At 60.6% G+C, this 23,844-nt stretch carries 23 protein-coding genes; 5 read left to right on the forward strand and 18 right to left on the reverse strand.

From position 1 onward, the window contains the following. Positions 1 to 18: 18 nt before the first annotated feature. From FY152_03575 to FY152_03585, 3 genes are all read right to left on the reverse strand, one after another. Positions 19 to 717 carry a phosphatidylserine decarboxylase gene (locus FY152_03575; GenBank protein ID UXS31217.1) on the reverse strand — a complete coding sequence of 233 codons (699 nt, stop codon included), beginning with the start codon at positions 715 to 717 and terminating at the stop codon, positions 19 to 21. A 165-nt stretch (positions 718 to 882) separates the two neighbouring features. Next, positions 883 to 2,769 (reverse strand): ABC transporter ATP-binding protein/permease, encoded by a 1,887-nt coding sequence (locus FY152_03580; protein ID UXS31218.1) that lies wholly within the window; start codon positions 2,767 to 2,769, stop codon positions 883 to 885. A 110-nt stretch (positions 2,770 to 2,879) separates the two neighbouring features. Then, entirely contained in the window at positions 2,880 to 4,883 is a 2,004-nt protein-coding gene (locus FY152_03585) for a LysM peptidoglycan-binding domain-containing protein (protein UXS31219.1), read from the reverse strand. A 156-nt stretch (positions 4,884 to 5,039) separates the two neighbouring features. On the opposite strand from FY152_03585, the gene FY152_03590 reads away from it, so the two are divergent. Further along, the gene (locus tag FY152_03590; GenBank protein UXS31220.1) at positions 5,040 to 5,660 is read left to right on the forward strand and encodes a TIGR00730 family Rossman fold protein; all 621 of its coding nucleotides are present in this window, start codon (positions 5,040 to 5,042) and stop codon (positions 5,658 to 5,660) included. 241 nt (positions 5,661 to 5,901) lie between these two features. Continuing rightward, the gene (locus tag FY152_03595; protein UXS31221.1) at positions 5,902 to 7,662 is read left to right on the forward strand and encodes a penicillin-binding protein 2; all 1,761 of its coding nucleotides are present in this window, start codon (positions 5,902 to 5,904) and stop codon (positions 7,660 to 7,662) included. A gap of 184 nt (positions 7,663 to 7,846) precedes the next feature. Here the strand turns inward: FY152_03595 and rarD are convergent, their stop codons facing one another. The 14 genes from rarD to alr form a co-directional block, all read right to left on the reverse strand. Further along, the gene (gene rarD, locus FY152_03600; protein ID UXS31222.1) at positions 7,847 to 8,755 is read right to left on the reverse strand and encodes an EamA family transporter RarD; all 909 of its coding nucleotides are present in this window, start codon (positions 8,753 to 8,755) and stop codon (positions 7,847 to 7,849) included. Between the two features lie 217 nt (positions 8,756 to 8,972). Beyond that, complete coding sequence (gene pip, locus FY152_03605; protein UXS31223.1) at positions 8,973 to 9,929, reverse strand: prolyl aminopeptidase; 957 nt, start codon at positions 9,927 to 9,929, stop codon at positions 8,973 to 8,975. Further along, complete coding sequence (locus FY152_03610; GenBank protein ID UXS31224.1) at positions 9,926 to 10,411, reverse strand: GFA family protein; 486 nt, start codon at positions 10,409 to 10,411, stop codon at positions 9,926 to 9,928. The genes pip and FY152_03610 overlap by 4 nt, the downstream gene beginning before the upstream one ends. After that, positions 10,408 to 10,872: a GFA family protein gene (locus tag FY152_03615; protein ID UXS31225.1), complete on the reverse strand. Its 465-nt coding sequence runs from the start codon at positions 10,870 to 10,872 to the stop codon at positions 10,408 to 10,410. Before FY152_03615 ends, FY152_03610 begins: the two co-directional genes overlap by 4 nt. Beyond that, positions 10,872 to 11,345: a GFA family protein gene (locus FY152_03620; GenBank protein UXS31226.1), complete on the reverse strand. Its 474-nt coding sequence runs from the start codon at positions 11,343 to 11,345 to the stop codon at positions 10,872 to 10,874. The genes FY152_03615 and FY152_03620 overlap by 1 nt, the downstream gene beginning before the upstream one ends. Next, positions 11,342 to 11,710 (reverse strand): endonuclease domain-containing protein, encoded by a 369-nt coding sequence (locus FY152_03625; protein ID UXS33197.1) that lies wholly within the window; start codon positions 11,708 to 11,710, stop codon positions 11,342 to 11,344. Before FY152_03625 ends, FY152_03620 begins: the two co-directional genes overlap by 4 nt. 256 nt (positions 11,711 to 11,966) lie before the next feature. Next, complete coding sequence (locus FY152_03630; protein UXS31227.1) at positions 11,967 to 13,352, reverse strand: cysteine--tRNA ligase; 1,386 nt, start codon at positions 13,350 to 13,352, stop codon at positions 11,967 to 11,969. 217 nt (positions 13,353 to 13,569) lie between these two features. Further along, complete coding sequence (locus tag FY152_03635; GenBank protein ID UXS31228.1) at positions 13,570 to 14,310, reverse strand: SDR family NAD(P)-dependent oxidoreductase; 741 nt, start codon at positions 14,308 to 14,310, stop codon at positions 13,570 to 13,572. Positions 14,311 to 14,455: 145 nt separating this feature from the next. Then, on the reverse strand, positions 14,456 to 15,964 hold the full coding sequence (locus tag FY152_03640; protein ID UXS31229.1) for an amidophosphoribosyltransferase: 1,509 nt from the start codon (positions 15,962 to 15,964) through the stop codon (positions 14,456 to 14,458). 139 nt (positions 15,965 to 16,103) lie between these two features. After that, on the reverse strand, positions 16,104 to 16,691 hold the full coding sequence (locus FY152_03645; protein UXS31230.1) for a CvpA family protein: 588 nt from the start codon (positions 16,689 to 16,691) through the stop codon (positions 16,104 to 16,106). An 89-nt stretch (positions 16,692 to 16,780) separates the two neighbouring features. Continuing rightward, complete coding sequence (gene radA / locus FY152_03650; GenBank protein ID UXS31231.1) at positions 16,781 to 18,187, reverse strand: DNA repair protein RadA; 1,407 nt, start codon at positions 18,185 to 18,187, stop codon at positions 16,781 to 16,783. Positions 18,188 to 18,193: 6 nt separating this feature from the next. Continuing rightward, positions 18,194 to 18,493 (reverse strand): type II toxin-antitoxin system RelE/ParE family toxin, encoded by a 300-nt coding sequence (locus tag FY152_03655; GenBank protein ID UXS33198.1) that lies wholly within the window; start codon positions 18,491 to 18,493, stop codon positions 18,194 to 18,196. Positions 18,494 to 18,500: 7 nt separating this feature from the next. Further along, a complete protein-coding gene (locus FY152_03660; protein UXS31232.1) occupies positions 18,501 to 18,770 on the reverse strand; it encodes a type II toxin-antitoxin system ParD family antitoxin in 270 nt (89 codons plus the stop codon). Positions 18,771 to 18,835: 65 nt separating this feature from the next. Further along, a complete protein-coding gene (gene alr, locus FY152_03665) occupies positions 18,836 to 20,011 on the reverse strand; it encodes an alanine racemase (GenBank protein ID UXS31233.1) in 1,176 nt (391 codons plus the stop codon). A gap of 85 nt (positions 20,012 to 20,096) precedes the next feature. Here alr and FY152_03670 point away from each other — a divergent pair, with 85 nt between their 5' ends. The 3 genes from FY152_03670 (at position 20,097) to FY152_03680 (ending at position 22,051) form a co-directional block, all read left to right on the forward strand. Beyond that, positions 20,097 to 20,954 carry an AraC family transcriptional regulator gene (locus FY152_03670; GenBank protein UXS31234.1) on the forward strand — a complete coding sequence of 286 codons (858 nt, stop codon included), beginning with the start codon at positions 20,097 to 20,099 and terminating at the stop codon, positions 20,952 to 20,954. A gap of 93 nt (positions 20,955 to 21,047) precedes the next feature. Next, positions 21,048 to 21,752, forward strand: coding sequence for an AzlC family ABC transporter permease (locus FY152_03675; protein UXS31235.1), 705 nt, complete (start codon positions 21,048 to 21,050; stop codon positions 21,750 to 21,752). Beyond that, complete coding sequence (locus tag FY152_03680; protein ID UXS31236.1) at positions 21,749 to 22,051, forward strand: AzlD family protein; 303 nt, start codon at positions 21,749 to 21,751, stop codon at positions 22,049 to 22,051. The genes FY152_03675 and FY152_03680 overlap by 4 nt, the downstream gene beginning before the upstream one ends. Positions 22,052 to 22,152: 101 nt before the next feature. On the opposite strand, the gene FY152_03685 is transcribed toward FY152_03680, so the two are convergent. Next, positions 22,153 to 23,649, reverse strand: coding sequence for a replicative DNA helicase (locus tag FY152_03685; protein ID UXS31237.1), 1,497 nt, complete (start codon positions 23,647 to 23,649; stop codon positions 22,153 to 22,155). Between the last annotated feature and the right edge of the window lie 195 nt (positions 23,650 to 23,844).

Consider the following 23,844-nt stretch of genomic DNA (forward strand, 5'->3'; position numbering starts at 1 on the left):
TCCTGTTGCCGTTTCCCGTCAGCCGCGGCGGCTGACGACCGGACCCTTGGCGGAGCCGAATTCGGCAAGCACGGTTTCACCCGCAATCGCCGTCTGGCCCACCGAAACGCGCGGCTGAAAACCTTCGGGAAGGAAGATATCGAGACGCGAGCCGAAACGGATAAGACCGAAACGCTCGCCGGCATCAACTGGTTCATTTGGCTTGACCCAGCAGACGATGCGGCGCGCGACCATGCCGGCGATCTGCACGACGCCGACCTTGCCATGGGCGGTCTCGATGACGAGGCCGTTGCGTTCATTGTCTTCGGAGGCCTTGTCCACTTCCGCATTGAGGAACAGGCCGGGACGATAGGCGACATTGACGATGCGGCCGCGCACCGGCGCGCGGTTCACGTGGCAGTTGAAAACATTCATGAACACGGAGACGCGGACCATGGGCTCCTTGCCGAGTTCCAGCTCCAGCGGCGGAACGACGGTCTGGATGGCGGAGACCTTGCCATCGGCGGGGCTGATGATCAAATCGTCATCCTGTGGTGTCACACGCTCGGGATCGCGGAAGAAATAGGCGCACCAGGCCGTCAGCACGAGACCGACCCAGAACAGCGGTTCGGAAATCCAGCCGAGCACCAGCGATGCGACGAAGAAGGCGGCGACGAAGACATAACCTTCCTTGTGGATCGGTACGATGGTGTTGCGAATGGTGTCGAACAGATTCATGAGATTCCTTGCTCCGGTTGCCGTCTGTCGCGTCCATATATGGTCGTGATACGACACGATCCACACGGCAATACGACAAATTTTGCCTAGCTGGTTACAGCCAAACGCCCCGCCCGGCAATGGCCGGTTGCCGTAACACCCCAAGTTCCCCGGGGTTTCTGCCCGTCAATGCGCGGGTTCGCCGCGGTCGACCACACCCAGATCGTCGGTTTCGCGAACATGGCGCAGCATCTCTTCCGCCCGGATCGCTTCGCGCTGGCGGCTCCACATCGAGGCATAGAGGCCATTCTGCGCCATCAGCGAGGCGTGGGTTCCGCGTTCGGCGATGAGCCCTTCCTTTAGAACGATGATTTCGTCCGCGTGGATGACGGTGGAAAGACGATGGGCGATGACCAGTGTGGTGCGGTTTTTCGAGACGATATCGAGCGCGCTCTGGATTTCCTGTTCGGTATGGGTGTCGAGTGCTGAAGTCGCCTCGTCGAGGATGAGGATCGGTGGCGCTTTCAGAATGGTTCTTGCAATCGCCACGCGTTGTTTTTCGCCGCCCGACAGTTTCAGGCCACGTTCGCCGACCATGGTGGCGTAACCTTCCGGCAGCTTGCCGATGAAGGCGCTAATCTGTGCCGCATCCGCCGCCGCCGTGACATCCTCATTCGTGGCCGAAGGGCGGCCATAACGGATGTTATAGGCGAGCGTGTCGTTGAACAGCACCGTATCCTGCGGAACCATGCCGATCACCGAGCGCAGGCTCTTTTGCGTCACGTCGCGAATATCCTGCCCGTCAATGGTGACCGCGCCTTCCTGAATATCGTAGAAACGGTAAAGCAGCCGCGAGATCGTCGATTTTCCCGCACCCGAAGGCCCGACGATTGCCACCGTCTTGCCTGCCGGTACATCGAAGGAAACACCCTTCAAAATCGGCCTCTCGGGATCATAGGCAAAATGCACGTCGCGGAACGAGATCGCGCCGGGTCCGCTGGCGAGCGGTTTTGCATCCGGCCTGTCGGTAACCTCGGCCTCGACCTCCAGAAGCTCGAACATCTGTTCGATGTCGGTCAGGCCCTGGCGGATTTCGCGGTAGACGAAACCGATGAAGTTCAGCGGTACTGAAAGCTGCAGCAGAAGGGCATTGACGAAGACGAAATCGCCGATGGTCTGTTCGCCGCGCTGCACGGCAAGGGCCGACATCACCATCATGACGGTGGAGCCGATACCGAAGATCACGCCCTGGCCGAAGTTCAGCCAGCCGAGCGAGGTCCAGATCGAGATCGCCGATTTTTCGTAACGCTCCATGGCGACATCGAAGCGTTTCGCCTCCATCTCCTCGTTACCGAAATATTTGACGGTCTCGAAGTTCAGGAGCGAGTCGATCGCCTTGGTATTGGCGTCGGTATCGCTGTCGTTCATGGCGCGGCGAATGGAGATGCGCCAGTTGCTGGCCCGGACGGTGAACCAGATATAGGCCCAGACGGTGATGACCGTGACCAGCACATAGGAAAAACCGTAGGACGCCCAGAAGATGATGGCGGTCAGCAGGAATTCGATGAAGGTCGGGGCGGTGTTGAGAATGGTGAAGCGGACAATGGTTTCGATGCCCTTGGTGCCACGCTCGATAACTCGGGAAAGCCCGCCGGTCTTGCGTTCCAGATGGAAACGCAGGGAAAGCCGGTGCATGTGCACGAAGGTCTTGTAGGCGAGCTGGCGCACCGCATGCTGGCCGACGCTGGCAAACAGCGAATCGCGCAGCTGATTGAGGCCGACCTGGATCAGCCGCGTCAGATTATAGGCAATGACCAGCGCGACCGCGCCGAGCAGGAAGGCCGGGACCAGTCCCGCCATGTCGAGCTTGCCATTCAGCGCATCCGTCGCCCATTTGAAGAAATAGGGAACGGCAATCAGCACCAGCTTGGCGACAACAAGGAATATCGTCGCCCACACCACCCGCATCTTCAGGTCCCAGCGGCCCTCCGGCCACATATAGGGCCAGAGATTGATCAGCGTCTGGGTCGGGTTGCTGGAATCCGCCGAAATGGTTTTTTTCTTCGTGGCCATCATTCTCTCCGGTCACTGCCGGAAGCCGACAGCAGGACGGCGGCTTTGGTCAAGCCGCCGCGCGTGTCACAGATAGGATCGTCGCGGGTTCACCGCAACGATTCAAATGCTCAGGAGCCGCCTTTCAGCCGCTTGCGGTGAAGTTCCTCAGCATTCGGCAGGGCCTCTTTCGGCACGCCGAAAATCTGGCCGGGCTCGATCAGGTCAGGGTTTTTGATCTGGTCCTCATTGGCGAGGTAGATCGTGGTGTAACGCACGCCCTGTCCATAAACGCGGCGGGAAATCTGCCACAGCGTGTCGCCACGGCGGATGATGACGCTGTTCTGGCTTTCGGCGAGCGGCGCCTGTTCGAAGGTCTGCGGACCGGCAGGTGCCTGCGGCGCGGGAGCGGGCGGCGCCGTAATGTGGAGTTCGGCGAGGCGGCTTGCGAGCGAAGCAATGCCCTTGCCGATTGCCGCCACGTCGTTCGGCCATGCCTCGACGGATGTCAGCAGCTGGCGGGCCTTGGCGGCGATGTCGCCCGCAAAGGCGGTGAAGGCCGGTTCGGTGGCTGCGGCAGTACGGAACTCGGAGAGCGACTTCAGGCCAATCACCACGGCGGAGCGGCCGGCAATCGCCTGGTCGAGTGCAGGCGTGGCCTGATCCTTGTAGAGATTGGAGAGAATGCCGAAAGCCTTCGCAACATCCGTGCGCAGCTTTTCGAAGGCAGCGCGGTCGCTTGCCGTGCTCTGGTTCTCAACGGGTGCAGCGGTCGCCGTGGCGGCGGAAGGCGCCTGCATGGCGACGGTCGCCTGATCGGTCTGCGGGCGCTCGAAGGGAACGCGCACGCGCACCTTCACCGTGCCGTCGGCATTCAGCTCTTCGACGGTGATGATATGGCTGCCAACGGTCAGTTCGACATTACCCTCGATGACGAAATGGCCGGAGGCCTCCGCCGTGGTCTTGCCGATTTCCTTGTCATCGACCAGCGCGCGCACCGTCGAGGCAGCAGGCGCGGAACCGGCAACGAAAATCTTCGATCCCTCGAATTCAACGGCGCTGACCTGAACGGTCGATGTCAGCGGCGCAGCGGCCGGAGCCGTGGCGCCGGCGGCAGGGGCGGGCGTGTTGCTGGCGCCTGTTTCGGAGGTGGCCGCAGGCTGCTGCGATTGCGCGGCTTGCTGGGGCTGAAGGGCTGGAGGTGCGGCCTCCGGCATTGCCAGCACGCGGCTTGCCTTGCCGGGTTTGGAAACCATGGCCAGAAGTTCGCCTGCCTTGTTCTCGGGCACGGAAACGGTTGCGACTTCTTCCGATTGCGTCGCCTTGCCGCTCGCGTCGGTCGAGCGCAGCACCAGCTCATGATCGCCGGGGGGCAGGGGATTGTCGAAAACGGCGGCGAAATCACCGGTGCCGTCGATCGTCGTCTGCGCGATCACCTTGCCGTTGCTGAGAATTTCGAGCTTCGCGCCGGGCTGTGCCTTGCCCGCGACAACGGCTGAGCCATCCGGCTCGACGCGCAGCACATCGAAAGTCGGCGCGCCGGGCGTGGCCTGGGCGGCATCGCCGGGTGCGGGGGCCGCTGCGGGCTGGGCCGGCTGGGCTGCGCCATCATCGGTGCCGGTAAAAACGCCTGCCAGGCGACGCACCTGTGCTGCCGCCGCCGCCGCGCTGTCGGGCAGGCCGCGCAGGAAGGCCGTGGTGCGTTCGGCCGCCGAACGGGCCGTGGTGATCAGCCGCGACGTGGTTTCATCCAGCGTTTCAGGAATTTCGATGTTGGTCAGTTCTTTGAGCGATGCCTCGACCTTCTTGCGCGCTGTCGCGAAATCGGCGTCGGAAGGAACCTTGCTATCGGCGAAAAGTGTAGTCAGATCCTTGATCGACTGGGTCGCGGAAGCGGCGAGACGCCCGACCTTGTCGGCAATATTGGCGGTCTCCTGGGCGGCGTCGGACAGAATGTCTCCGGCCTTGTCGCTGCCCATTTCGACGCTGTTCTTCACGGCATTGCCCGCCTCGTTGATGGCGTCGCCGATCGGTTTGCCGTCATTGGAAATCCTCGGCAGGACGAAAAAGATCATGAGCAGGGACGCAATCCCCAACACGATCAGCGCCAGCAAACCGGCTTTATTGTTTTTCATCCTGGAATCTCCGGGTATTTCAAGCGTTTCACACAAGTTGAGATTGCTAGCGTCTTACCTTGCCCCAGACAAGCGGCGTGTGGGCAAAAGGCCACATTTGCAAGGGATTTCCCAAATTTTCTTGACGCGCCGCATCCTGCATTGTTCCTTCCCCTCATGACGGACAAAAATACAGCGATTCGATCCATCTGCGTTTATTGCGGTTCCCAGCCCGGACGTGATCCGGCTCACATGGAGGCCGGCCGCGCGCTTGGGAAATCCATTGCCGAAAACGGCATTCGCCTCGTTTATGGCGGCGGCACCAAGGGCATCATGGGTGCGGTTGCCAGCGGCGTTCTTTCCAATGGCGGCGAAGTAACCGGCATCATACCGGAGTTTCTGGTCGATATGGAGGCGACGCGCCATTCTCTCGGACAATTGAACGAGCTTGTCGTCACCAAGGACATGCATGAGCGCAAACATATGATGTTCGAGCGCTCGGATGCCTTCGTGACGCTGCCGGGCGGCGTCGGCACGCTGGAGGAGATCGTCGAGATCATGACCTGGGCGCAGCTCGGCCGCCACGCCAAGCCGATGGTCTTCGCCAATATCAACGGCTTCTGGAACCCGATGCTGGAGCTTGTACAGCATATGCGCGACCAGGGCTTCATTCACCGCGCCCATCTTCTGAACCCGCTCGTCATCGACGAGGTGAAGGACATCGTGCCCGCCATCATCGACCGGGCGCTGGCGCAGCAGAACCCTGAAGGCGATCCTTCGGTCATATCCCGCCTGTAATCCATAAGGCCCCAGCGTGGGCAGCGGTTTCGGGGTAACGACTCCATCACTCAGCAAAAGAGCGTTAACGAGCCGCCACGCGGTTCGTTATAATTTTAAGTGTATATTAATACAGTTTTAACTGCGGCATTGCCCCGCCCGCTCTTTTCATGGCCCCGTGACCGATCCTGTGCCAGCGTCAACAAGGCGTTGGTTGACCGCGAAATTTGTTTCGCCGCCAAGAGCGTGGGTGTTATCGGAAATGATTGCTTTTGTGGTGCGGCTAAAAAGCCGGGCGCATTTCATTATTCAAAGAAGTCCGCTGCGGAGCAGGGAGGCCATCCTCGGCTCCGCCGCCCGCCGCAGGGTCGATGCGAAAATGCGGCTCGGGTTGCTCATTGCGGTCTTCGCGGTCCTTTATGGTGTGGTTGCCGCGCGCCTCGTTCAATATGGTTTTGCCGAACCTGTCACGACCGCCTGGATCAATAGCGGCGCGACCGCAGTTGCATCCCGCCCCGATATTGTGGACCGCAATGGCCGGTTGCTGGCGACCGATCTCAACATGGTGTCGCTCTATGCGGATCCGCGCAGGGTCGTGGACGCCGATGAGGTCGTCGAAAAGCTCGCAACCGTCATTCCCAATCTCGACTGGCGCGAGACACATCGCAGATTGCGTATGGACAGCGGCTTCCAATGGCTGCGACGCCAGCTCACGCCCCGGCAGCAGGCGGATATCTTGAACCTCGGCATACCGGGCATCGGCTTCAGGCCGGAAAAGCGGCGGTTTTATCCGGGCGGCCCCACGGCCTCGCATATCATTGGTCACGTCAATGTCGATAATCAGGGCCTTGCCGGCATGGAGCGTTATCTCGACCAGCAGGGTCTGGCCGATCTGCGCGCAACTGGCCTTGCAAGCGGCGTGGCGCTGGAGCCGGTAAAACTGTCGATCGATCTACGGGTGCAGAATATCGTCCGTGAGATCGTCGTGAAGGCGAAAAACGACTATCAGGCAGAAGCGGCCGGAGCGGTGATCGTGGATGTGGAAACGGGCGAAGTGCTGGCCATGGCCTCGGTGCCCGATTACGATCCGAACGAACCGTCCCGTACCCTTGCCGATGGCAGCATCGACAGGGAGTATGAAAAAGGCTGGTTCAACCGGATGAGCAACGCCACCTTCGAGATGGGCTCCACCTTCAAGAGCTTCACGCTGGCGATGGGACTGGATGCAGGCGCGATCACGCTGAATTCGGTGGTCGATGCGACGCGGCCGATCCGCATTGGCGGCTTCACCATCAAGGATTTCTGGGGCAGGAACCGCCCGCTTTCAATCCCGGAAGTATTTCAATACTCGTCCAATATCGGCACGGCGGCGGTTGCCGACATGGTTGGCGTCGAAAGCCATCAGCAGTTTCTGACGAAACTCGGGCTTCTGTCGCGGATGGAAACGGAGATGCCCGGCGTCGCCATGCCCACCCAGCCGCGGACATGGAAGAAGATCAATTCCGTCACTATTTCCTTCGGGCACGGCATCGCCACCACCCCGTTGCAGACGGCGGTTGCCGCCGCAGCGCTCATCAATGGCGGAAACCTGATTTCGCCGACCTTCCTGTCGCGCTCCAGGGAAGAGGCCGCCGTGATTTCCCGTGCCGTCATCAATGGCAAGACCAGCGCCGACATGCGTTATCTTTTCAACTGGAACGGCATAAAGGGCTCGGGCAGGCGTGCGCAGGTCGAGGGATTTCATGTGGGCGGTAAGACCGGCACGGCCGACAAGGTCATAAACGGCCGTTATGCCAAGGACATCAACTTCAACAGCTTCGTTGCCGCCTTTCCGATGCACAAGCCGAGATATGTGGTCCTGTCGATGATCGATGCGCCGAAGACGGGCGAAAACGGCGGCCGTACGGCAGCCTCGACGGCAGCACCGATGATCCGCGAAATCGTCACCCAGACGGCGGCACTTCTCGGCGTCAAGCCGCGTTTCGGTTACGAAGCGAACCCGCAGCTGCTGATGGATTATTGACCTCGGAGCGCTGTGCCTCTGCAAGGAGCGCTATGGTGGCATCCCCTCATTCCTGTGCTTGTCACAGGAATCCAGCCGACGCGCGTCTGCGCGGCGGAAAGACTCCTCTCAGCCCAAGGACTTGGGCTGGCTAGATTCCTGTGACGAGCACAGCAATGAGGGAGAGAAACTTCGACGGACTTCGTTACCGCTTGAGCCGCATCAGGCTCGAACCGGTATAGATCGCCAGCGCCAGCCAGATCATCGCAAAGGCCGCCATCCGCACCATGTCGAAAGGCTCCTTGAAGATGAAAATGGCGATCAGGAAGATCATCGTCGGTGCGATATATTGCATGATGCCAATGGTCGAGAGCCGCAGGAGTTTCGCGCCATTGCCGTAAAGAATGAGCGGAACGGCGGTGATGAGGCCGCTGGCGACCAGAAGCCAGGTGTCGGTCGCATTGCCAGCCATGAAATGCGCCTGTCCACTGAAGCCCAGCCATGCCATGACCAGCACGGCCGGGATGGACAGCAACATGACTTCCAGCAGAAAGCCCTGTGTCGCACCAATCGGCAATGTCTTGCGGAAGAAGGCGTAAAAACCCCAGGAGACGGTCAGCACAATGGAAACCCATGGCAGGCTGCCCGCATGCCAGGTGAGGATCGCGACCGCAAGCGCCACCAGAACGATGGCGGCGATCTGCGCCGGATAGAGTTTTTCTTTCAGAAGCACTGCGCCGAGGAAGATGCTGAACAGCGGATTGATGAAATAACCAAGGGCGGCATCAAGCGCGCGGCCGGCGCCGATAGACCAGATATAGACGCCCCAGTTAATGCTGATAAGGGCGGCCGTCAGGCTCGCCATGGCAAGCATTTTCGGGTTCTTCAGCGCCGCCCTGATTTCCGTTGTCCGCCCGAGTGCAATCAGCACCGCCGCCGCGATCGGTACCGACCAAATGACGCGGTGAACAATGACCTCGATCGGCGAAATATGCGCGACCGCTTTCATGTAGAGGGGAAGAAACCCCCACAGCAGATATGCGGAAAGCGCGAAAGCAAAACCGCGCGCGCTGTCGCCGCCCTCTTGGGCCGGGAGCGTTTTGTCGAGTGCCATGGGAGTACCGCCAAATTGTTCGGATGGTCCTTTCATAGCGGATCGGCGTGGCGGGAGCCAATTCATTTCCGTGAAGGGTTCATGAGAAAAACTGCATGAATAAAAGGCGCATTGCTCTTGAAACAGGCGATTTTCACGACCGGAGGGATGATCCACGCCCGAAAACCCGCGTGAATCATTGTCTCATCCGGTCGTTTCAAGCATCTGAAAAAACTGATTATTTTCCTGCGAACCGGTCGTTTGCGCGGATCAGCTGGTCAAGAATGCCGGGTTCGCTCATGGCATGTCCGGCGGCCTCGACGATATGGAAATCGGCCTTCGGCCAGGCCTTGGCCAACTGCCAGGCATATTTCAGCGGGCAGGGCATGTCATAGCGTCCATGGACGATGACACCCGGAATATCCCGGAGTTTGCCGGCATCGCGCAGCAATTGCCCCTCTTCCAGCCAGCCACCATTCACGAAGAAATGGTTCTCGATGCGGGCGAAAGCGATCGCATATTTGTCCTCGCCGAAATCCTCGACACGGTCAGGATCTGTCACGAGCGCGATGGTCGCGCCTTCCCATTGGCTCCATGCCTTGGCGCATTCCAGCTTCTTTGCCTCATCAGCGCCGGTGAGATAGCGGTTATAGGCCTGCATCATCTCGCCGCGCTCGGCCTCAGGAATGGGCGCGATGAAGTTTTCCCAGCGATCGGGATACATTTCGGAAACGCCGAACTGGTAATACCAGTCCAGTTCCGGCCTGGTGACGGTGTAAATGCCGCGCAGAACCAGTTCGCTGACGCGGTTGGGATGGGTCTCGGCATAGGCGAGCGCCAGCGTCGAGCCCCAGGAACCGCCGAAAACCAGCCATTTTTCGAAGCCGCAAAGTTCGCGCAGCCTTTCGATATCGGCAACGAGATGCCATGTGGTGTTGGCTTCAAGCTCCGCATGCGGCGTGGAGCGGCCGCAGCCGCGCTGATCGAACAGGATGACGTCGTAAAGGGCGGGATCGAAAACGCGGCGATGCGTGGGGTTCACCCCGCCGCCCGGACCGCCATGCAGGAATACCGCCGGTTTTCCACCGCGCGTGCCAACCCTTTCCCAATAGATCGTGTGGCCGTCGCCGACGTCGAGCATGCCGGTCTCGAAGGGTTCTATCTCGGGGTAAAAGCCGCGCAATTCTTCGGTCATGGGTCATCATCCTTCGCTGGCCATTCGGCCGTATCATGGTCCGGGTGCTGCAGGTTGTTCACCCGAGGGGGAGGGTTATCCGTTGCAGGTTCCGGCTCGACCGGCAAGCCATCGAGTGCGCCGAACCAGTGCATCTTGCCGGCGAGATTGGATTGCGCCTCGGGCCTTACCCGCTGCGGCTCATCCAGCGAACCGAGGGTGATATTGATGAAATCGGCGCCCGGCATGTCGTAGAACAGCGGCGTGCCGCATCGGCCGCAGAAACCGCGACGCACGTGATCGGAGGACTGGAACCACGCCGCTTCGCCGCGGGTCATTTCAAACTGCGTAAGCGTACTTGCGGCAAGCGGCATGAAATAATTGCCCGATGCCTTCTGGCACATGCGGCAATGGCACAGATGCGGATAACGAAGACCGCCTCCTATCCGATAACGCACCGCGCCGCACTGACATCCGCCGCTGAAACCCTCGGTTTCGCTCATGCGCGACCGTCTTCCGGCGGCCAGACCTGCGTGTCGTGATCCGGGTGCTGATAGGAGGTGATCTCCGCCTCGTCCACGCCCTGTTCCACGGCCGGTTTGCCGAACAGCTGCTCGATCCACGGCATGCGCCTGTGGAAATTGACCTGCACCTGCGGCTCGATCCGCTCCGGCTCATCGAAAGCGCCGATGGCGATCTCCACGCCGCCGGGATAATGATAGGTCAGCGGCGTGCCGCATTTGCTGCAGAAACCGCGATGGATTTTTCCCGAGGAGCGGAAGAGGGCAGGCTGGCCGCGTGTCCAGGTCAGATGCGCCTGATCGGCGCTGACCAGCGCGCCGAAGAAATTGCCGAAATGTTTCTGGCACATGCGGCAATGGCAGATGGAAGCCCGGCCGAGCTTGCCCGCATGGAAACGCACGGCGCCGCACTGGCAACCGCCGGAAAATCCCGCTTCGCTCATTATCTGTTCTCCGGTGGCCAGTTTTCGGTGTCGTGGTCGGGGTGCTGATAGGAAACGAGATCGGCGAGGTATTCCACCTGCGTCAGGTCGTCTTCGGTGGCAACGGCAGGCAGCGTGTGAAGCGTGTCGACGAAATCGATCTTGCGCTCCACGCCCCACTGAATGGTCGGTGGCAACGCGGCGGGATCGTCAAAGGCCCCGGCCGCCACCGCCACGCCATCGGGCGCTTCATAGGTCAGCGGAGTGCCGCATTCAGGGCAGAAACCGCGCTTGACGACGCTGGATGACTGGAAGCGTTTCGGCTCTCCCCGGGTCCATTCGAATTCCACGCCGCGCACCGAAACCAGCGGCGCGTAATAGGCCCCGAAAGCCTTCTGGCACATGCGGCAATGGCAGATGGAACTGTCTTTCAGTTCCCCGGAGGCGCGAAAACGGATCGCGCCGCACTGGCATCCGCCGGTATATGTCGTCATGGTCGGTCCTCCTTCACCGTTCGGATAATGTGGAGACAGACATTGTCGATGTCTCTGAGGATATCTTCGTTCCAGAAACGGAGGACTGTCCAGCCAAGTTCCTCAAACGTGTGTGTTCTCTGCTGGTCATAGGCTGCCGCAGCGTCGCCCGCGTGCTGAAACCCGTCCAGTTCGACAATGATCTTATGCGAGGGGCAAGCGAAATCAACGATATATCCGGCGACCGGCAGCTGGCGTCTGAAAGACATGCCGTCTAGGCGGTGAGCGCGGCCGGCGTTCCAGAACTTCAGCTCTGCGTCGGTCATGGCCTTTCGCATCTGCCGGGCATGTGACCGATGTTGAGGATTGACCTTGGCGTGGGGCACGGGATGCTCGCGGCTTGATGGGATGCGGCGAGATTGGAACATGGCGTGGTCGAAAGCAAGGGCGTGTCGTGGGGCTCACCCCCCTCTGCCCTGCCGGGCATCTCCCCCTCAAGGGGGAAGATCAGCCAGAAGCACTACCTCAACTTCACTCTTAAGCGTCGAGATGGGCAAGGCCGAGCCACAGATCGATCTCCCCCCTTGAGGGGGAGATGCCCGGCAGGGCAGAGGGGGGTAAACCGCAAGCCGCAGCAGCAAATTACCGCTTCAACTCCCACGTCGTCGTCCGCTCCCCGGTCTCCTTGTCCTTGCCATCCTTCAACTGAATGCCCTTTTCGGAAAGCTCATCACGCAAACGATCCGCTTCCGCAAAGTTCTTCGCCTTCAACATTTCCAGGCGCAGCTGCACCAGCGCATCGACGGCCGAAACGATGGCCTCGTCCATTTCCGCCTTCTTCGGCAGGACACCGAGCAGGGCAGCACTGGCCGCAAAGGCGGGCAGCCTGGATGGGTCCAGATTGGCGGCGTGGGCCAGCGCATGCAGCGCCTGCACGGCGGCAACCGTGTTGAGATCGTCGGCAAGCGATTCGAGCACGGTTTCATCCGGTGCTGCATCGGAGGCTTCCGCCGCCGGCCACTTGGCGAGCAGGCGTTCGGCCTCTTCCAGACGCTTCACCGAAAAATCGATCGGCTCGCGATAATGCGTCATCAGCATGGCAAGGCGCAGAACCTCGCCCGGCCATTTCCGGCCGCCGAATTTCTCCGTGTGCAGCAATTCGTAGATCGTCACGAAGTTGCCCTCGGACTTCGACATCTTGCGGCCTTCCACCTGCACGAAGCCGTTATGCATCCACACATTGGCCATGACATGCGTGCCGTTGGCGCAGCGCGATTGCGCGATTTCGTTCTCATGGTGCGGGAAGATAAGGTCGAGCCCGCCGCCGTGAATATCGAAAACTTCACCGAGGTAGCGACCGGCCATGGCCGAGCATTCGATGTGCCAGCCTGGACGGCCGCGGCCCCAGGGGCTTTCCCAACCCGGCTCATTCTCCGAGGACAGTTTCCACAGCACGAAATCGCCGGGGGTCTTCTTGTGGGCTTCCACCGCCACGCGCGCGCCGGCCTGCTGCTCGTCCAGCGGCCGCTTGGAAAGCTGGCCGTAATCGGCCATCGAGCGGGTGTCGAACAGCACTTCGCCGCCAGCCGTATAGGCATGGCCGCGGGCGATCAGCTTCTCGATGAGGTCGATCATTTCCGCGATGTAGTCGGTGGCGCGCGGTTCGACGGTCGGCGGAAGGCAGCCGAGCGTGGCCACATCCTCATGGAACTGGTCGGCGGTCTTTTTCGTCACCGCATGGATGGCGTCGTTCAGCGGCAGATGCGGATAATCCCTCAGCGCCCGCGCGTTGATCTTGTCGTCTAGATCCGTGATGTTGCGGGCATAGGTCACATGGTCTTCGCCAAAGACGTGGCGCAGCAGCCGGTAGAGAACATCGAACACGATGACCGGGCGCGCATTGCCGATATGGGCAAAATCATAAACCGTCGGGCCGCAGACATACATGCGCACATTGTCGGCGTCGATCGGTGCAAATTCCGCTTTTTCGCGTGTGAGTGTATTGTGAAATTTCAGGCGCAAGGACATGCGGCAGTTCCCTAAAGGCAGAATATTATCCTGGCCGGAACGTTTATCTTTCTTGACCTTGCGGGAGACGAAAACGATCTGGCCGGTGGCGAACCAGCAAAAAAAATCTCAGCAGCAGGTGCAGATCATCGTTCTCATATCTTGCTTTATGGCGCGGCGGTGCGGCCCGGTCAAGAGCAGCCGTGGTGGCCAAATCGCCGCTCCGAGCGGAAAATATTCACTCTGGCTGACGGTAATCCACGAATTTCCCCTCGCGCACGAGGAAGAGTTTGCCGGTTTCGGTCAGATCGGGCGAGGCGAGCGGAAGAATGGCCGCGGCCACCTCTGATGGATGCGGCACGGTGGCCGGGTCTTCGCCGGGCATCGCCTGCGCACGCATCGCCGTGCGTGTCGCACCGGGATTGATGCTGTTGACGCGAAGGGCGCTCTTCTGCGTTTCCGCCGCCCAGGTGCGGGCCAGCGCTTCGACTGCCGCCTTGGAGGTGGAATAGACACCCCAGAAGGGGCGACAGCTGTGGGCGGCGCCCGAAGACAGGATCAGCGCGCGGCCGGCATCCGATTTCAGAAGCAGCGGCTCGACCGAGCGGATCAGCCGCCAGGTGGCGGTGACGTTGATGTTCATGACCCTTTCGAAGACTTTCGCCTCGATATGGCCAACCGGCGAGATGACGCCGAGAACGCCGGCATTGGCGACGAGAATATCGAGCTTGCCCCAGCGCTCGAAGATATTCGCGCCCAGCGCATCGATGGCTTTCATGTCGGAGAGATCGAAGGGAACGAGCGTCGCCGTGCCGCCGACGGCCTTGATGGCGTCGTCCAACTCCTCAAGGCCGCCCACCGTGCGGGCGCAGGCGATGACATGCGCGCCCGCCCTGGCGAGTTCCAGCGCCGTGAAATAGCCGATGCCGCGCGACGCGCCGGTAACGAGAGCGATGCGGCCCTTGAGATTGATGGTCATGGTCCCCCCGAAAATGATTGCACTTCCTTCTACGAAGCGCCACGGGCCTTTCACAAGCGATTATATCGTCGCAGGCGAGGGCCTGAACAAAAGGCAAGAAAAAAGCGGCCACCGGAAGCCGGATGGCCGCTTTGTGTGAGGCGTATCAGCCGTTGCTGGCCAGCATGGAAATCTTGCTGCCCATCGCCTCGCCATTCTGGTCGAGAAGGCGGGTCGGATAATCGCCGGTGAAATAATGGTCCGTGAACTGCGGACGGGCCGGATTGCGGTTTTCCCCGCCAACGGCGCGGTAAAGTCCGTCGATGGACAGGAAGGCCAGCGAATCGGCGCCAATGAATTTCGCCATCGCCTCGACATCGGCATATTGGTTGGCGAGCAGCTTGTCTGCGTCCGGCGTGTCGATGCCGTAGAAATCCGGATGGAAGATCATTGGGCTCGCAACGCGGATATGAACTTCCTTGGCGCCGGCCTCGCGGATCATCTGCACGATCTTCACCGAGGTCGTGCCGCGCACGATGGAATCATCCACCAGCACCACGCGCTTGCCTTCGATCATCGCCCGGTTGGCGGAATGCTTGAGCTTGACGCCGAAAGCGCGGATCTGCTGGGTCGGTTCGATGAAGGTGCGGCCGACATAATGGTTGCGGATGATGCCGTATTCGAAAGGAATACCGCTTTCCTGCGCAAAACCGAGCGCCGCCGGCGTGCCGCCATCGGGAACCGGAACCACCACATCGGCTTCGAGCGGCGCTTCCTTGGCCAGGTTCATGCCCATGTTCTTGCGCGTCGTATAGACGTTGCGGCCGCCGACAACGGAATCGGGGCGGGCGAAATAGACATATTCGAACAGGCAGAGGCGCTCCGGCTGCGGTTTCGAAGGCTTGCGCGCATCGATGGTGATCGAACCATCCGGTTGGATTTCGCAGATGATGACTTCGCCGTTCTCGACGTCGCGAACGAATTTCGCACCGATGATATCGAGAGCGCAGGTTTCCGAGCAGAAGATCGGCTTGCCGTCCAGCTCGCCCATCACCAGCGGGCGGATGCCGATCGGGTCACGCGCGGCAATCAGCTTGGTGCGCGTCATTGCCAGCATCGAATAACCGCCTTCCATCTGCCTGATGGCGTCGATGAAGCGATCGGCGGTGGAGGAGTGGCGCGAGCGGGCGATGAGATGAAGGACGACTTCGGTATCGGAGGTAGACTGACAGATGGCGCCGGTGGCGATGATCTGGCGGCGAAGCGTCAGGCCGTTGGTGAAATTGCCGTTATGGGCAATGGAAATGCCGCCTTCTTCCAGTTCGGCAAATAGCGGCTGCACGTTGCGCATCGCCACTTCGCCGGTCGTGGAATAACGGGTGTGGCCAATGGCGATGGAGCCGGGCAGGCGGGCGAGCGTTGCCGGATCGGTATAATGATCGCCGACGAGGCCCATATGGCGTTCCTGATGGAAGCGCTTGCCATCGAAAGAGACGATGCCTGCTGCTTCCTGGCCGCGATGCTGAAGCGCATGCAGGCCGAGAGCGGTCAGCGCCGAGGCGTCGGCATGGCCGAGAATGCCGAACACGCCGCATTCTTCATGCAGCGTGTCGCCGTCGATCTCTTCCTTGAAAGTGGCCCCAGGGAACGGGGAATGCGAAAGCGGCTCAATCATCCGGCTTGCCCTTGCTCTCTACCGAGAAAAAAAGAAAGACCTCTCCGGTGAGTATTTCCCCCGGTCGGTCCGTCTGTGTCGTGCTTGATATTTAGCACAAATAGCGCGCCTTGCATGCATTGCAAGGCGCGACACTGTGTCAATTATTCGTTGCCGGCGGATTTGTTGCCGGCACATCTTCCGCAGGCGCTTGCGTGGCTGTCGGTTCCTGTGGTTTTCCGAGAATGCGGGCGCGAATCTGCGGCTCGATATCGTCAGGCAGAACCGCCTCCAGCTTGCCCACCAGCCCATCGAGGAAGGGCTTGGACTTGGCCTGTGTCACCCATTCCGGCTGCGTCTTCACATCCACCAGCCAGTTCCAGAAGGCGACCGCGACGACAAGCAGCAGAATGCCGCGCGCCGCGCCGAACAGGAAACCGAGCGTGCGATCCAGCGCGCCGATGCGGCTGTCGATGATGAAATCGGCAATGCGCGAGGTGATGAAGGAAATCACGATCAGCGAGACGAGGAAGACGACGCCCGCCGAACCGGCAATGGCGATCTTGTCGTCATCCGTATAGTTGCGCGCATAGGGCAGCAGGACCGGATAGAGATAATAGGCAGCGGCGACCGAGCCGCCCCAGCTCGCAATCGACAGAATCTCGCGTGAAAAACCGCGCACCATTGCTAGAAGGGCGGAGAAAAGAACAACGGCGATGACGATGCCGTCGAAAATTGTAATGGGCATATACCAACTCCGGAGGTGCGACGCCTTGTCAGACGCTGCCTTGCCAATTTTGCGATCCTCTTACACCACTGTTTCCCTTGGCGAAAGGATCAATATTCGTCGTCCTCAACCTGTTTGAACCGGTTGCCGGAGCCGGCGATGCGGGCCACGAGGTCCGGAAGGCTTTCGATTTCCGTCCAGCGTCCCTTGCCGCCTTTCGGCAATTCAGCCGAAGCAGAAGGCAGAAGTGCGGCGGAAAAGCCAAGTTTTTCAGCTTCTTTCAATCGCTGGCCCGTATGCGAGACCGGCCGAACCGCGCCCGACAGGCTGATTTCGCCGAAATAAACACAATCGGCGGGCAGGGCAAGACCGGCAAGCGAGGAAACGAGCGCCGAGGCAATCGCCATATCGGCGGCCGGTTCGGAAATACGGTAGCCGCCGGCGACATTCAAATAAACGTCATGCTGGCCGAGCTTCACGCCGCAATGGGCCTCCAGCACGGCCAGAATCATGGCAAGGCGGGAACTGTCCCAGCCGACCACGGCGCGACGTGGCGTACCCAGCGACGTGGCAGCGACCAGCGCCTGCACTTCGACAAGCACGGGCCGCGTGCCCTCGATGCCGGCAAAAACCGCAGCACCCGGCGACTTTTCGTTGCGCTCGCCGAGAAACAGTTCGGAGGGGTTGGAGACTTCCCGAAGGCCGCGATCCGACATTTCGAACACACCGATTTCATCGGTTGGCCCGAAGCGATTCTTGACGGTGCGCAGGATGCGGTGATGATGTCCGCGGTCGCCTTCGAAATAAAGCACGGCATCGACCATGTGCTCGACCACGCGCGGGCCGGCGATCTGGCCTTCCTTGGTGACATGGCCGACGAGCACCATGGTCGCGCCTGTCTGCTTGGCGAAACGGATCATCGCCTGCACGCCGGTGCGCACCTGCGTCACCGTGCCGGGGGCGGAATCGGCCGTATCGCTCCACAGCGTCTGAATGGAATCGATGATGACGAGATCGGGCCGCTTGCCTTCGGAAATCGTTGCCAGAATATCCTCGACATTGGTTTCCGCCGCCAGCAGCACATCGGTTTCCGCAGCCCCGAGACGCTGCGCGCGCAGGCGCACTTGCGCCACCGCCTCTTCGCCCGAGACATAGATGATGCGATGCCCGCGCCGCGAAAGAGCCGCTGCGGCCTGCATGAGGAGCGTTGATTTGCCGATGCCCGGATCGCCGCCGATCAAAACCGCCGAACCGCGCACGAAACCGCCGCCGGTCGCCCGGTCGAGTTCACTGATGCCGGTAGGAATGCGCGGCGCTTCCTCGATCTCGCCGGAAAGCGAGGTGAGGGTCACAGGCCGACCCTTCTTGGGTGTCTTGCCCGGCCCGGAGCCGATGCCACCCATCGGGTCTTCCTCGACGATGGTATTCCACTCGCCGCAGCCTTCGCATTTTCCCGCCCAGCGGGTGTGAACCGTGCCGCAGTTCTGGCACACGAATTGGGTCTTGGCTTTGGCCATCTTGTGTCAGTTTTCTTCTTGTTTGAAATGGTCGGCGGAGATGTCTTGGTGGCCGTGAAGCACGCGCATGACGGTAAGCTCGCTATCGCTGACACGAAAGAAAATCACGCGCTCCCGGTACGCAATACTGCGAATCCCAACGCCGTATCCACCTCTTGAAACGCCGGTCAAACCAAGTACCGCCGCCGATTCGATTTTATTGTAGATATCAAGAACGAGGCGATCCGCAGCAAGGGGATTTTCAGTCTCGATATAGGCATGATCGTCAACGAGATCGCGCCTCGCCCTGGTGGTCCATACAGGGATCCGAATCTTAATGATCGATCCCCGTTTTTTGTTGCGCAGCAACGCGTTTGATATCGCTCAGAAAGTCTTCCTGGGAGGCATAACGGTGAACCCGTCCGGCTTCCGCATCATCAATGCCCTCCTGTATCAGCAATTTAAGGGCGGCTCTCTTGCCTTCGTCACTGCTCAACAATTGCAGGCTCGCATGAATAACCGCGTCCGCATCGCTGTAGATGCCCGCCGCCACCTGCTCCGCGATGAACTTTTCGTCCTGCTCGCTCAAATGGATTTCGGGCATTTCGATCTCCTTTTGTTCTCTTCTAGCACAGGTCGCGGCCGCTTTCCAAGGGTTAAAGACGCGGCTCAGTCGTCGGCCATCAGATATTGTCGCTCGTAACGCAGGCCAAGCCCCGTCAGCATTTCATAGCCGATGGTGCCGGCCGCCCGCGCGGTCTCGTCGACCGGCACATTGGGACCGAAAAGCTCGATATAGTCGCCAGCACGGGTGGCATTGGCCGGAATATCCGTCACGTCGAAAATGGTGAGGTCCATGGTCACACGGCCGGCGACCGGCACCCTGTGGCCGTTGACGACGCCATAGGCGCCGCCATGGCCCATTTCGCGCAGTGGAATGCCGGAACCGGAAAGCGAACGCTGGTATCCATCCGCATAACCCACGGAAGCGATGGCAAGACGGCTTGCACGCTTCAGCAGGAAAGTGCCGCCATAACTCACGGTCTGGCCTTCGCCCGCCTCACGAATCTGGATGATCCTCGCTTCGGCCTTGGCGACAGGCCGCATGGGATTGACCACCTCGTTGACCGCTTCGCCACCATAAAGCGCGATGCCGGGGCGGGTGAGATCGAAATGATAGTCAGGTCCCAGAAAGATGCCGGCAGAAGCCGACAGGCTTGATTCGATTCCTTCGAAAGCGGCGCTAACCTTTCGAAATGATTCGAGTTGAACCCTGTTCATTGGCGAGGAGGGCGTGTCGGCGCAGGCGAGGTGCGACAGCACCAGAACCGGATCGAAACTCGCCGGCCGCGTCACGTCGTCGGCCAGAAACAGCGCGTCCTCGAGCGGTAGTCCCAAGCGGTTGAAACCGGTATCGACATGCAGCGCGCAGGGGTGGTCGCCGCGCTCGGCAACCGTCGCCATCCAGAAGGACAGCTGCTCCTCGGAGGCCAGAACCGGCACCAGATCATTGTCGAAAACCTGACGTTCCTGGCCCTGCCATATGCCTGACAGCACGAAAATGCGCGCTTCCGGGGCGTAGGAGCGCAGCGTCGCCCCCTCGGCCACCGTCGCCACGAAGAAATCGCGCGCGCCGGCATGGTAAAGCGTCGCCCCGCAATCCTCGATACCGAGACCATAGGCATCGGCCTTGACGACAGCCGCCGTCCGCGCCTTGCCGGACCGCTTCTTCATGTCCCGCCAATTATCGGCGAGCGCGCCGAGATCAACGGTCAGCCTTAGCGGCGCGTGTTCAAAAGCGTCGGTTTCGTTTTCAGCAAATGTATCTTCGAAGTCGTCTGTCATGCCATGCGTCCGGTTGATTTGGAACCAGCCAGACCCTAGCACTTTTGTTCAAGACGGTAAGGATCGAATGCTTTAAACTCGTTCCATGCACAATGTTTCGCAGGAACAGGCCATAGACGTCATGCCTATTGCCGCGACGGAAACCACGCGTTTCTGGCGCGACCGGCGTTTTGGCGGCATGGAATGTCTGAGCGCGACGTTCCTGACGCATGAATATTCCCCGCATGCGCATGACACCTTCTCCATCGGCGCGATTGAAAGCGGCTCGCAGATCTCCACCATTCAGGGCACCACCGAACAGACGGGGCCGGGTCATCTCTATCTGATCAACCCGGACGAGATTCACGATGGCGCGCCGGGCGGCGGCGGTTATCGCTACCGCATGATCTATCCCGACAGATTGCTGCTGCGCGACATTATCGAGGATGTGACGGGCAGGGCCTTTCACGGCACGCCGTCTTTCCCCCGGTTTCTGCCGCGCGATCCACAGATGGCCATCGCTTTCCAGATGGCGCATCGCCGGCTGGAGGCGGGGTCCGGCGCTCTGGAAGCGGATGAGGGCATGTTCTCGGTTCTCGCCGCTTTGTTCGGCCGGCACGGCAGCGCCATCATCCTGCCCGTCGAAACCCGCGAGAAAACTGCGGTCCATACCGCGAGGGATTATCTTTCCGACAATTACGAGACCGATATCGGTCTTGAGGAACTGGCCTCGATTGCCGGTCTCAGTCGCGCCCACCTCATCCGCGCCTTTCGCAAGGAGTTTCATATCACCCCGCACGCCTATCTGACGGATGTGCGCATCCGGCAGGCGCGCCGCCTTCTGCGTGCCGGTGAGACGCCGGCCGAGGTGGCGGTGCTGTGCGGTTTTGCCGATCAGGCGCATTTTACCCGGCATTTCAAGGCGCGCACTGGCGTCACGCCGGGGCAATTCCGCGTGGCGTGATCTCCGCCCGCGTTTCTTCGCCGCAATGTCACTTTCGTTCAAGACGAGGTGGCCTGCCGGGCGTAATCGCCTTCTTCTGCAAGGGAGAATGCGATGTTCGTATCGGAAAAGCGCTCGGAATTCGGCGCGGGGTTGAGGGCCGCCGCCCCGCTGCTTGTCGCCATGGTGCCGATTGGCGTGGTGTTTGGCGCGGTCGCCATTGGCAAGGGCCTGTCGCCGCTGGAAGCCTCGCTGATGTCGCTGCTGGTCTTTGCCGGCGGCTCGCAATTTGTGGCCATGGATCTGTGGATGCATCCGGCAAGCTGGAGCGGGCTCGGTTTCGCAGCACTGCTGGTCAATCTGCGCCACGTGCTGATGAGTGCTTCCATCGCCGGCAAGCTGGACGATTTTACCGGCTGGCGAAAATATGCGGCCATGCTGGTTTTGACCGACGAATCCTGGGCGCTGTCGGAATTCAGGGTCATTGCCGGCAGGCTGACGGCAGCCTTCTTCACGGGGGCCGCGCTATCGATCTATCTCGTCTGGAACCTCGCCACTCTGGCAGGCGCGCTGCTCGGCTCTGTCATGGGTGACATGTCGGTGATCGGTCTGGATTTCGCCTTCCCGGCTGTCTTCATCGTGTTGCTCATGGGCTTTTGGAAGGGCAGGGAAACCGGTTTCGTGCTGCTGGCAAGTGCCGCCGCCGCCTATCTCACCCATACGCTGGTTCCGGGCGCCTGGTATATTGCAGCCGGCGCGCTGGCGGGGCTTGCCGTCGCAGCCTTCGGTCATGAAGAGCAGGCGGAGCAGCCGGCATGACGCTCGATATGAATACCCTGCTGGCGATTCTGGCCATGATGGCGGCAACCGTCGCCACGCGTCTTGGCGGCCTGCTGCTGGTCAGTCATTTCACCCTGACGCCGCGTCTGAAAAAGGCGCTCGGTGTGGTTCCGCCTGCCGTTCTGATGGCCGTCGTCACGCCGACGGCGCTGGCAAGCGGACTGGCGGAGACAATTGCCTGCGCGGTAACCGCAATCGCGGCACTCCGCCTCAGCCTGCTGCCGGCCGCCACACTCGGCGTCGTCAGCGTCGCGCTGCTGCGCGGAATCGGATTGTGAAACAATACGGCCAAGGTCCTGAAAAGACTCCGTTCGTTCCATTCCAAACCTGAGGCATAGGTTGAGGGCGAAACCATTCGCCCTCAAATATGCATATGAGATCAATGCTCTTCGTATTGGCTGAAGCTCGGGTCGGCCAGATCCGCAAAGCGGGTGAATTCGGACTGGAAGGCGAGCTTTACCGTGCCGGTCGGTCCGTGGCGCTGCTTGGCGATGATGACATCAGCCGTGCCCTTCACCCGGTCGAAATGTGCTTCCCATTCGGCATATTTCACATCGCCGGGGTCACGCGGCTCCATGTTTTTCACATAATATTCCTCACGGAACACGAACAGCACCACGTCGGCGTCCTGCTCGATGGAGCCCGATTCACGCAGGTCGGAAAGCTGTGGGCGCTTGTCCTCGCGGCTTTCCACCGCACGGGAGAGCTGTGACAGCGCGATGATGGGAACATTGAGTTCCTTGCCAAGCGCCTTCAGGCCCGTGGTGATCTGGGTGATTTCCTGCACGCGGTTTTCGCCGCCCTTGCCGCCGCCGGTCATCAGCTGAATATAGTCGACGACCAGAACATCGAGGCCGCGCTGACGCTTCAGGCGACGGGCGCGGGCGGAAAGCTGGGCGATGGAGATACCACCGGTCTGGTCGATGTAAAGCGGCACCTTCTGCATCATCTGGGAGCAGGCGACGAGCTTTTCGAAATCGGCCTCGGTAATGTCACCGCGACGGATTTTCGAGGACGACACTTCGGTCTGCTCGGAAATGATACGGGTCGCCAGCTGTTCGGACGACATTTCGAGGGAGTAGAAGCCGACGACACCGCCGTTTTTCGCCTTGAACGAACCATCGGGCTGCACTTCCTGATCATAGGACGCGGCGATGTTATAGGCGATGTTGGTGGCAAGCGAGGTCTTGCCCATACCCGGGCGACCGGCAAGCACGATAAGGTCGGAACGCTGCAAACCGCCCATGCGGGCGTCGAGTGAATGAATGCCGGTGGAGATGCCGGAGAGATTGCCGTCGCGCTCGAAGGCGGCCCCCGCCATGTCGATCGCCAGCGCCACTGCATCGTTGAACGACTGGAAGCCGCCATCGTAACGGCCGGTTTCCGCCAGTTCGAACAGGCGGCGCTCGGTGTCCTCGATCTGCGCCTGCGGCGGCATGTCGAGCGGCGCGTCATAGGCGATGTTGACGACATCCTCGCCGATCTGGATCAGCGCGCGACGCAGCGCCAGATCGTAAATCGCGCGGCCGTAATCTTCCGCATTGATGATGGAGACGGCTTCCGCTGCAAGACGCGCGAGATATTGCGCCACGGTCAGGTCGCCGATCTTGTCGTCGGCCGGCAGGAAGGTCTTTATCGTCACCGGATTGGCGGTTTTGCCCATGCGGATGATATCGCCCGCCACCTCGAAAATCTTGCGATGCAAGGGTTCGTAAAGATGCACGGGCTTCAGGAAGTCCGACACGCGGTAATAGGCGTCGTTATTGACGAGGATGGCGCCAAGCAGCGCCTGTTCGGCCTCGATGTTGTTCGGCGCTTCGCGGTAATGCGGTTCCGCCGGCTGCGCGGGGGTGATCTTTCTCACAGCGTCGTTCATGGTTTGCGCGATCTCCCTTTGCCTTGTCCTTAAACATCGGGTTTGGCTTCCTGGGGCATGGCAGTCAATGATATTGTTGCAACACTATACGGCAGGCTGACGTCCGTTCTGAAAAGCTGGATCACATCTTCAGTTGTCCCCAGCAATCCACAGGCGGGTGGGAACGAGGTGCTGGCATTTCCCGGCAACGTGATT

The organism is Agrobacterium tumefaciens, assembly GCA_025560025.1.
Classification (GTDB): domain Bacteria; phylum Pseudomonadota; class Alphaproteobacteria; order Rhizobiales; family Rhizobiaceae; genus Agrobacterium.

What these genes read in the sequence shown, in the direction of transcription:
- FY152_03610 (UXS31224.1), bottom strand. Translation starts at nt 10,411, where the DNA reads ATGAGCGAAACCGAGGGTTTCAGCGGCGGATGTCAGTGCGGCGCGGTG.
- FY152_03660 (UXS31232.1), bottom strand. Translation starts at nt 18,770, where the DNA reads ATGCCCGAAATCCATTTGAGCGAGCAGGACGAAAAGTTCATCGCGGAG.
- FY152_03630 (UXS31227.1), bottom strand. Translation starts at nt 13,352, where the DNA reads ATGTCCTTGCGCCTGAAATTTCACAATACACTCACACGCGAAAAAGCG.
- FY152_03595 (UXS31221.1), top strand. Translation starts at nt 5,902, where the DNA reads ATGATTGCTTTTGTGGTGCGGCTAAAAAGCCGGGCGCATTTCATTATT.
- FY152_03640 (UXS31229.1), bottom strand. Translation starts at nt 15,964, where the DNA reads ATGATTGAGCCGCTTTCGCATTCCCCGTTCCCTGGGGCCACTTTCAAG.
- FY152_03680 (UXS31236.1), top strand. Translation starts at nt 21,749, where the DNA reads ATGACGCTCGATATGAATACCCTGCTGGCGATTCTGGCCATGATGGCG.
- FY152_03615 (UXS31225.1), bottom strand. Translation starts at nt 10,872, where the DNA reads ATGAGCGAAGCGGGATTTTCCGGCGGTTGCCAGTGCGGCGCCGTGCGT.
- FY152_03645 (UXS31230.1), bottom strand. Translation starts at nt 16,691, where the DNA reads ATGCCCATTACAATTTTCGACGGCATCGTCATCGCCGTTGTTCTTTTC.
- rarD (UXS31222.1), bottom strand. Translation starts at nt 8,755, where the DNA reads ATGGCACTCGACAAAACGCTCCCGGCCCAAGAGGGCGGCGACAGCGCG.
- FY152_03585 (UXS31219.1), bottom strand. Translation starts at nt 4,883, where the DNA reads ATGAAAAACAATAAAGCCGGTTTGCTGGCGCTGATCGTGTTGGGGATT.
- FY152_03590 (UXS31220.1), top strand. Translation starts at nt 5,040, where the DNA reads ATGACGGACAAAAATACAGCGATTCGATCCATCTGCGTTTATTGCGGT.
- pip (UXS31223.1), bottom strand. Translation starts at nt 9,929, where the DNA reads ATGACCGAAGAATTGCGCGGCTTTTACCCCGAGATAGAACCCTTCGAG.
- FY152_03575 (UXS31217.1), bottom strand. Translation starts at nt 717, where the DNA reads ATGAATCTGTTCGACACCATTCGCAACACCATCGTACCGATCCACAAG.
- FY152_03635 (UXS31228.1), bottom strand. Translation starts at nt 14,310, where the DNA reads ATGACCATCAATCTCAAGGGCCGCATCGCTCTCGTTACCGGCGCGTCG.
- FY152_03685 (UXS31237.1), bottom strand. Translation starts at nt 23,649, where the DNA reads ATGAACGACGCTGTGAGAAAGATCACCCCCGCGCAGCCGGCGGAACCG.
- FY152_03675 (UXS31235.1), top strand. Translation starts at nt 21,048, where the DNA reads ATGTTCGTATCGGAAAAGCGCTCGGAATTCGGCGCGGGGTTGAGGGCC.
- FY152_03670 (UXS31234.1), top strand. Translation starts at nt 20,097, where the DNA reads ATGCACAATGTTTCGCAGGAACAGGCCATAGACGTCATGCCTATTGCC.
- FY152_03620 (UXS31226.1), bottom strand. Translation starts at nt 11,345, where the DNA reads ATGACGACATATACCGGCGGATGCCAGTGCGGCGCGATCCGTTTTCGC.
- radA (UXS31231.1), bottom strand. Translation starts at nt 18,187, where the DNA reads ATGGCCAAAGCCAAGACCCAATTCGTGTGCCAGAACTGCGGCACGGTT.
- FY152_03580 (UXS31218.1), bottom strand. Translation starts at nt 2,769, where the DNA reads ATGGCCACGAAGAAAAAAACCATTTCGGCGGATTCCAGCAACCCGACC.
- alr (UXS31233.1), bottom strand. Translation starts at nt 20,011, where the DNA reads ATGACAGACGACTTCGAAGATACATTTGCTGAAAACGAAACCGACGCT.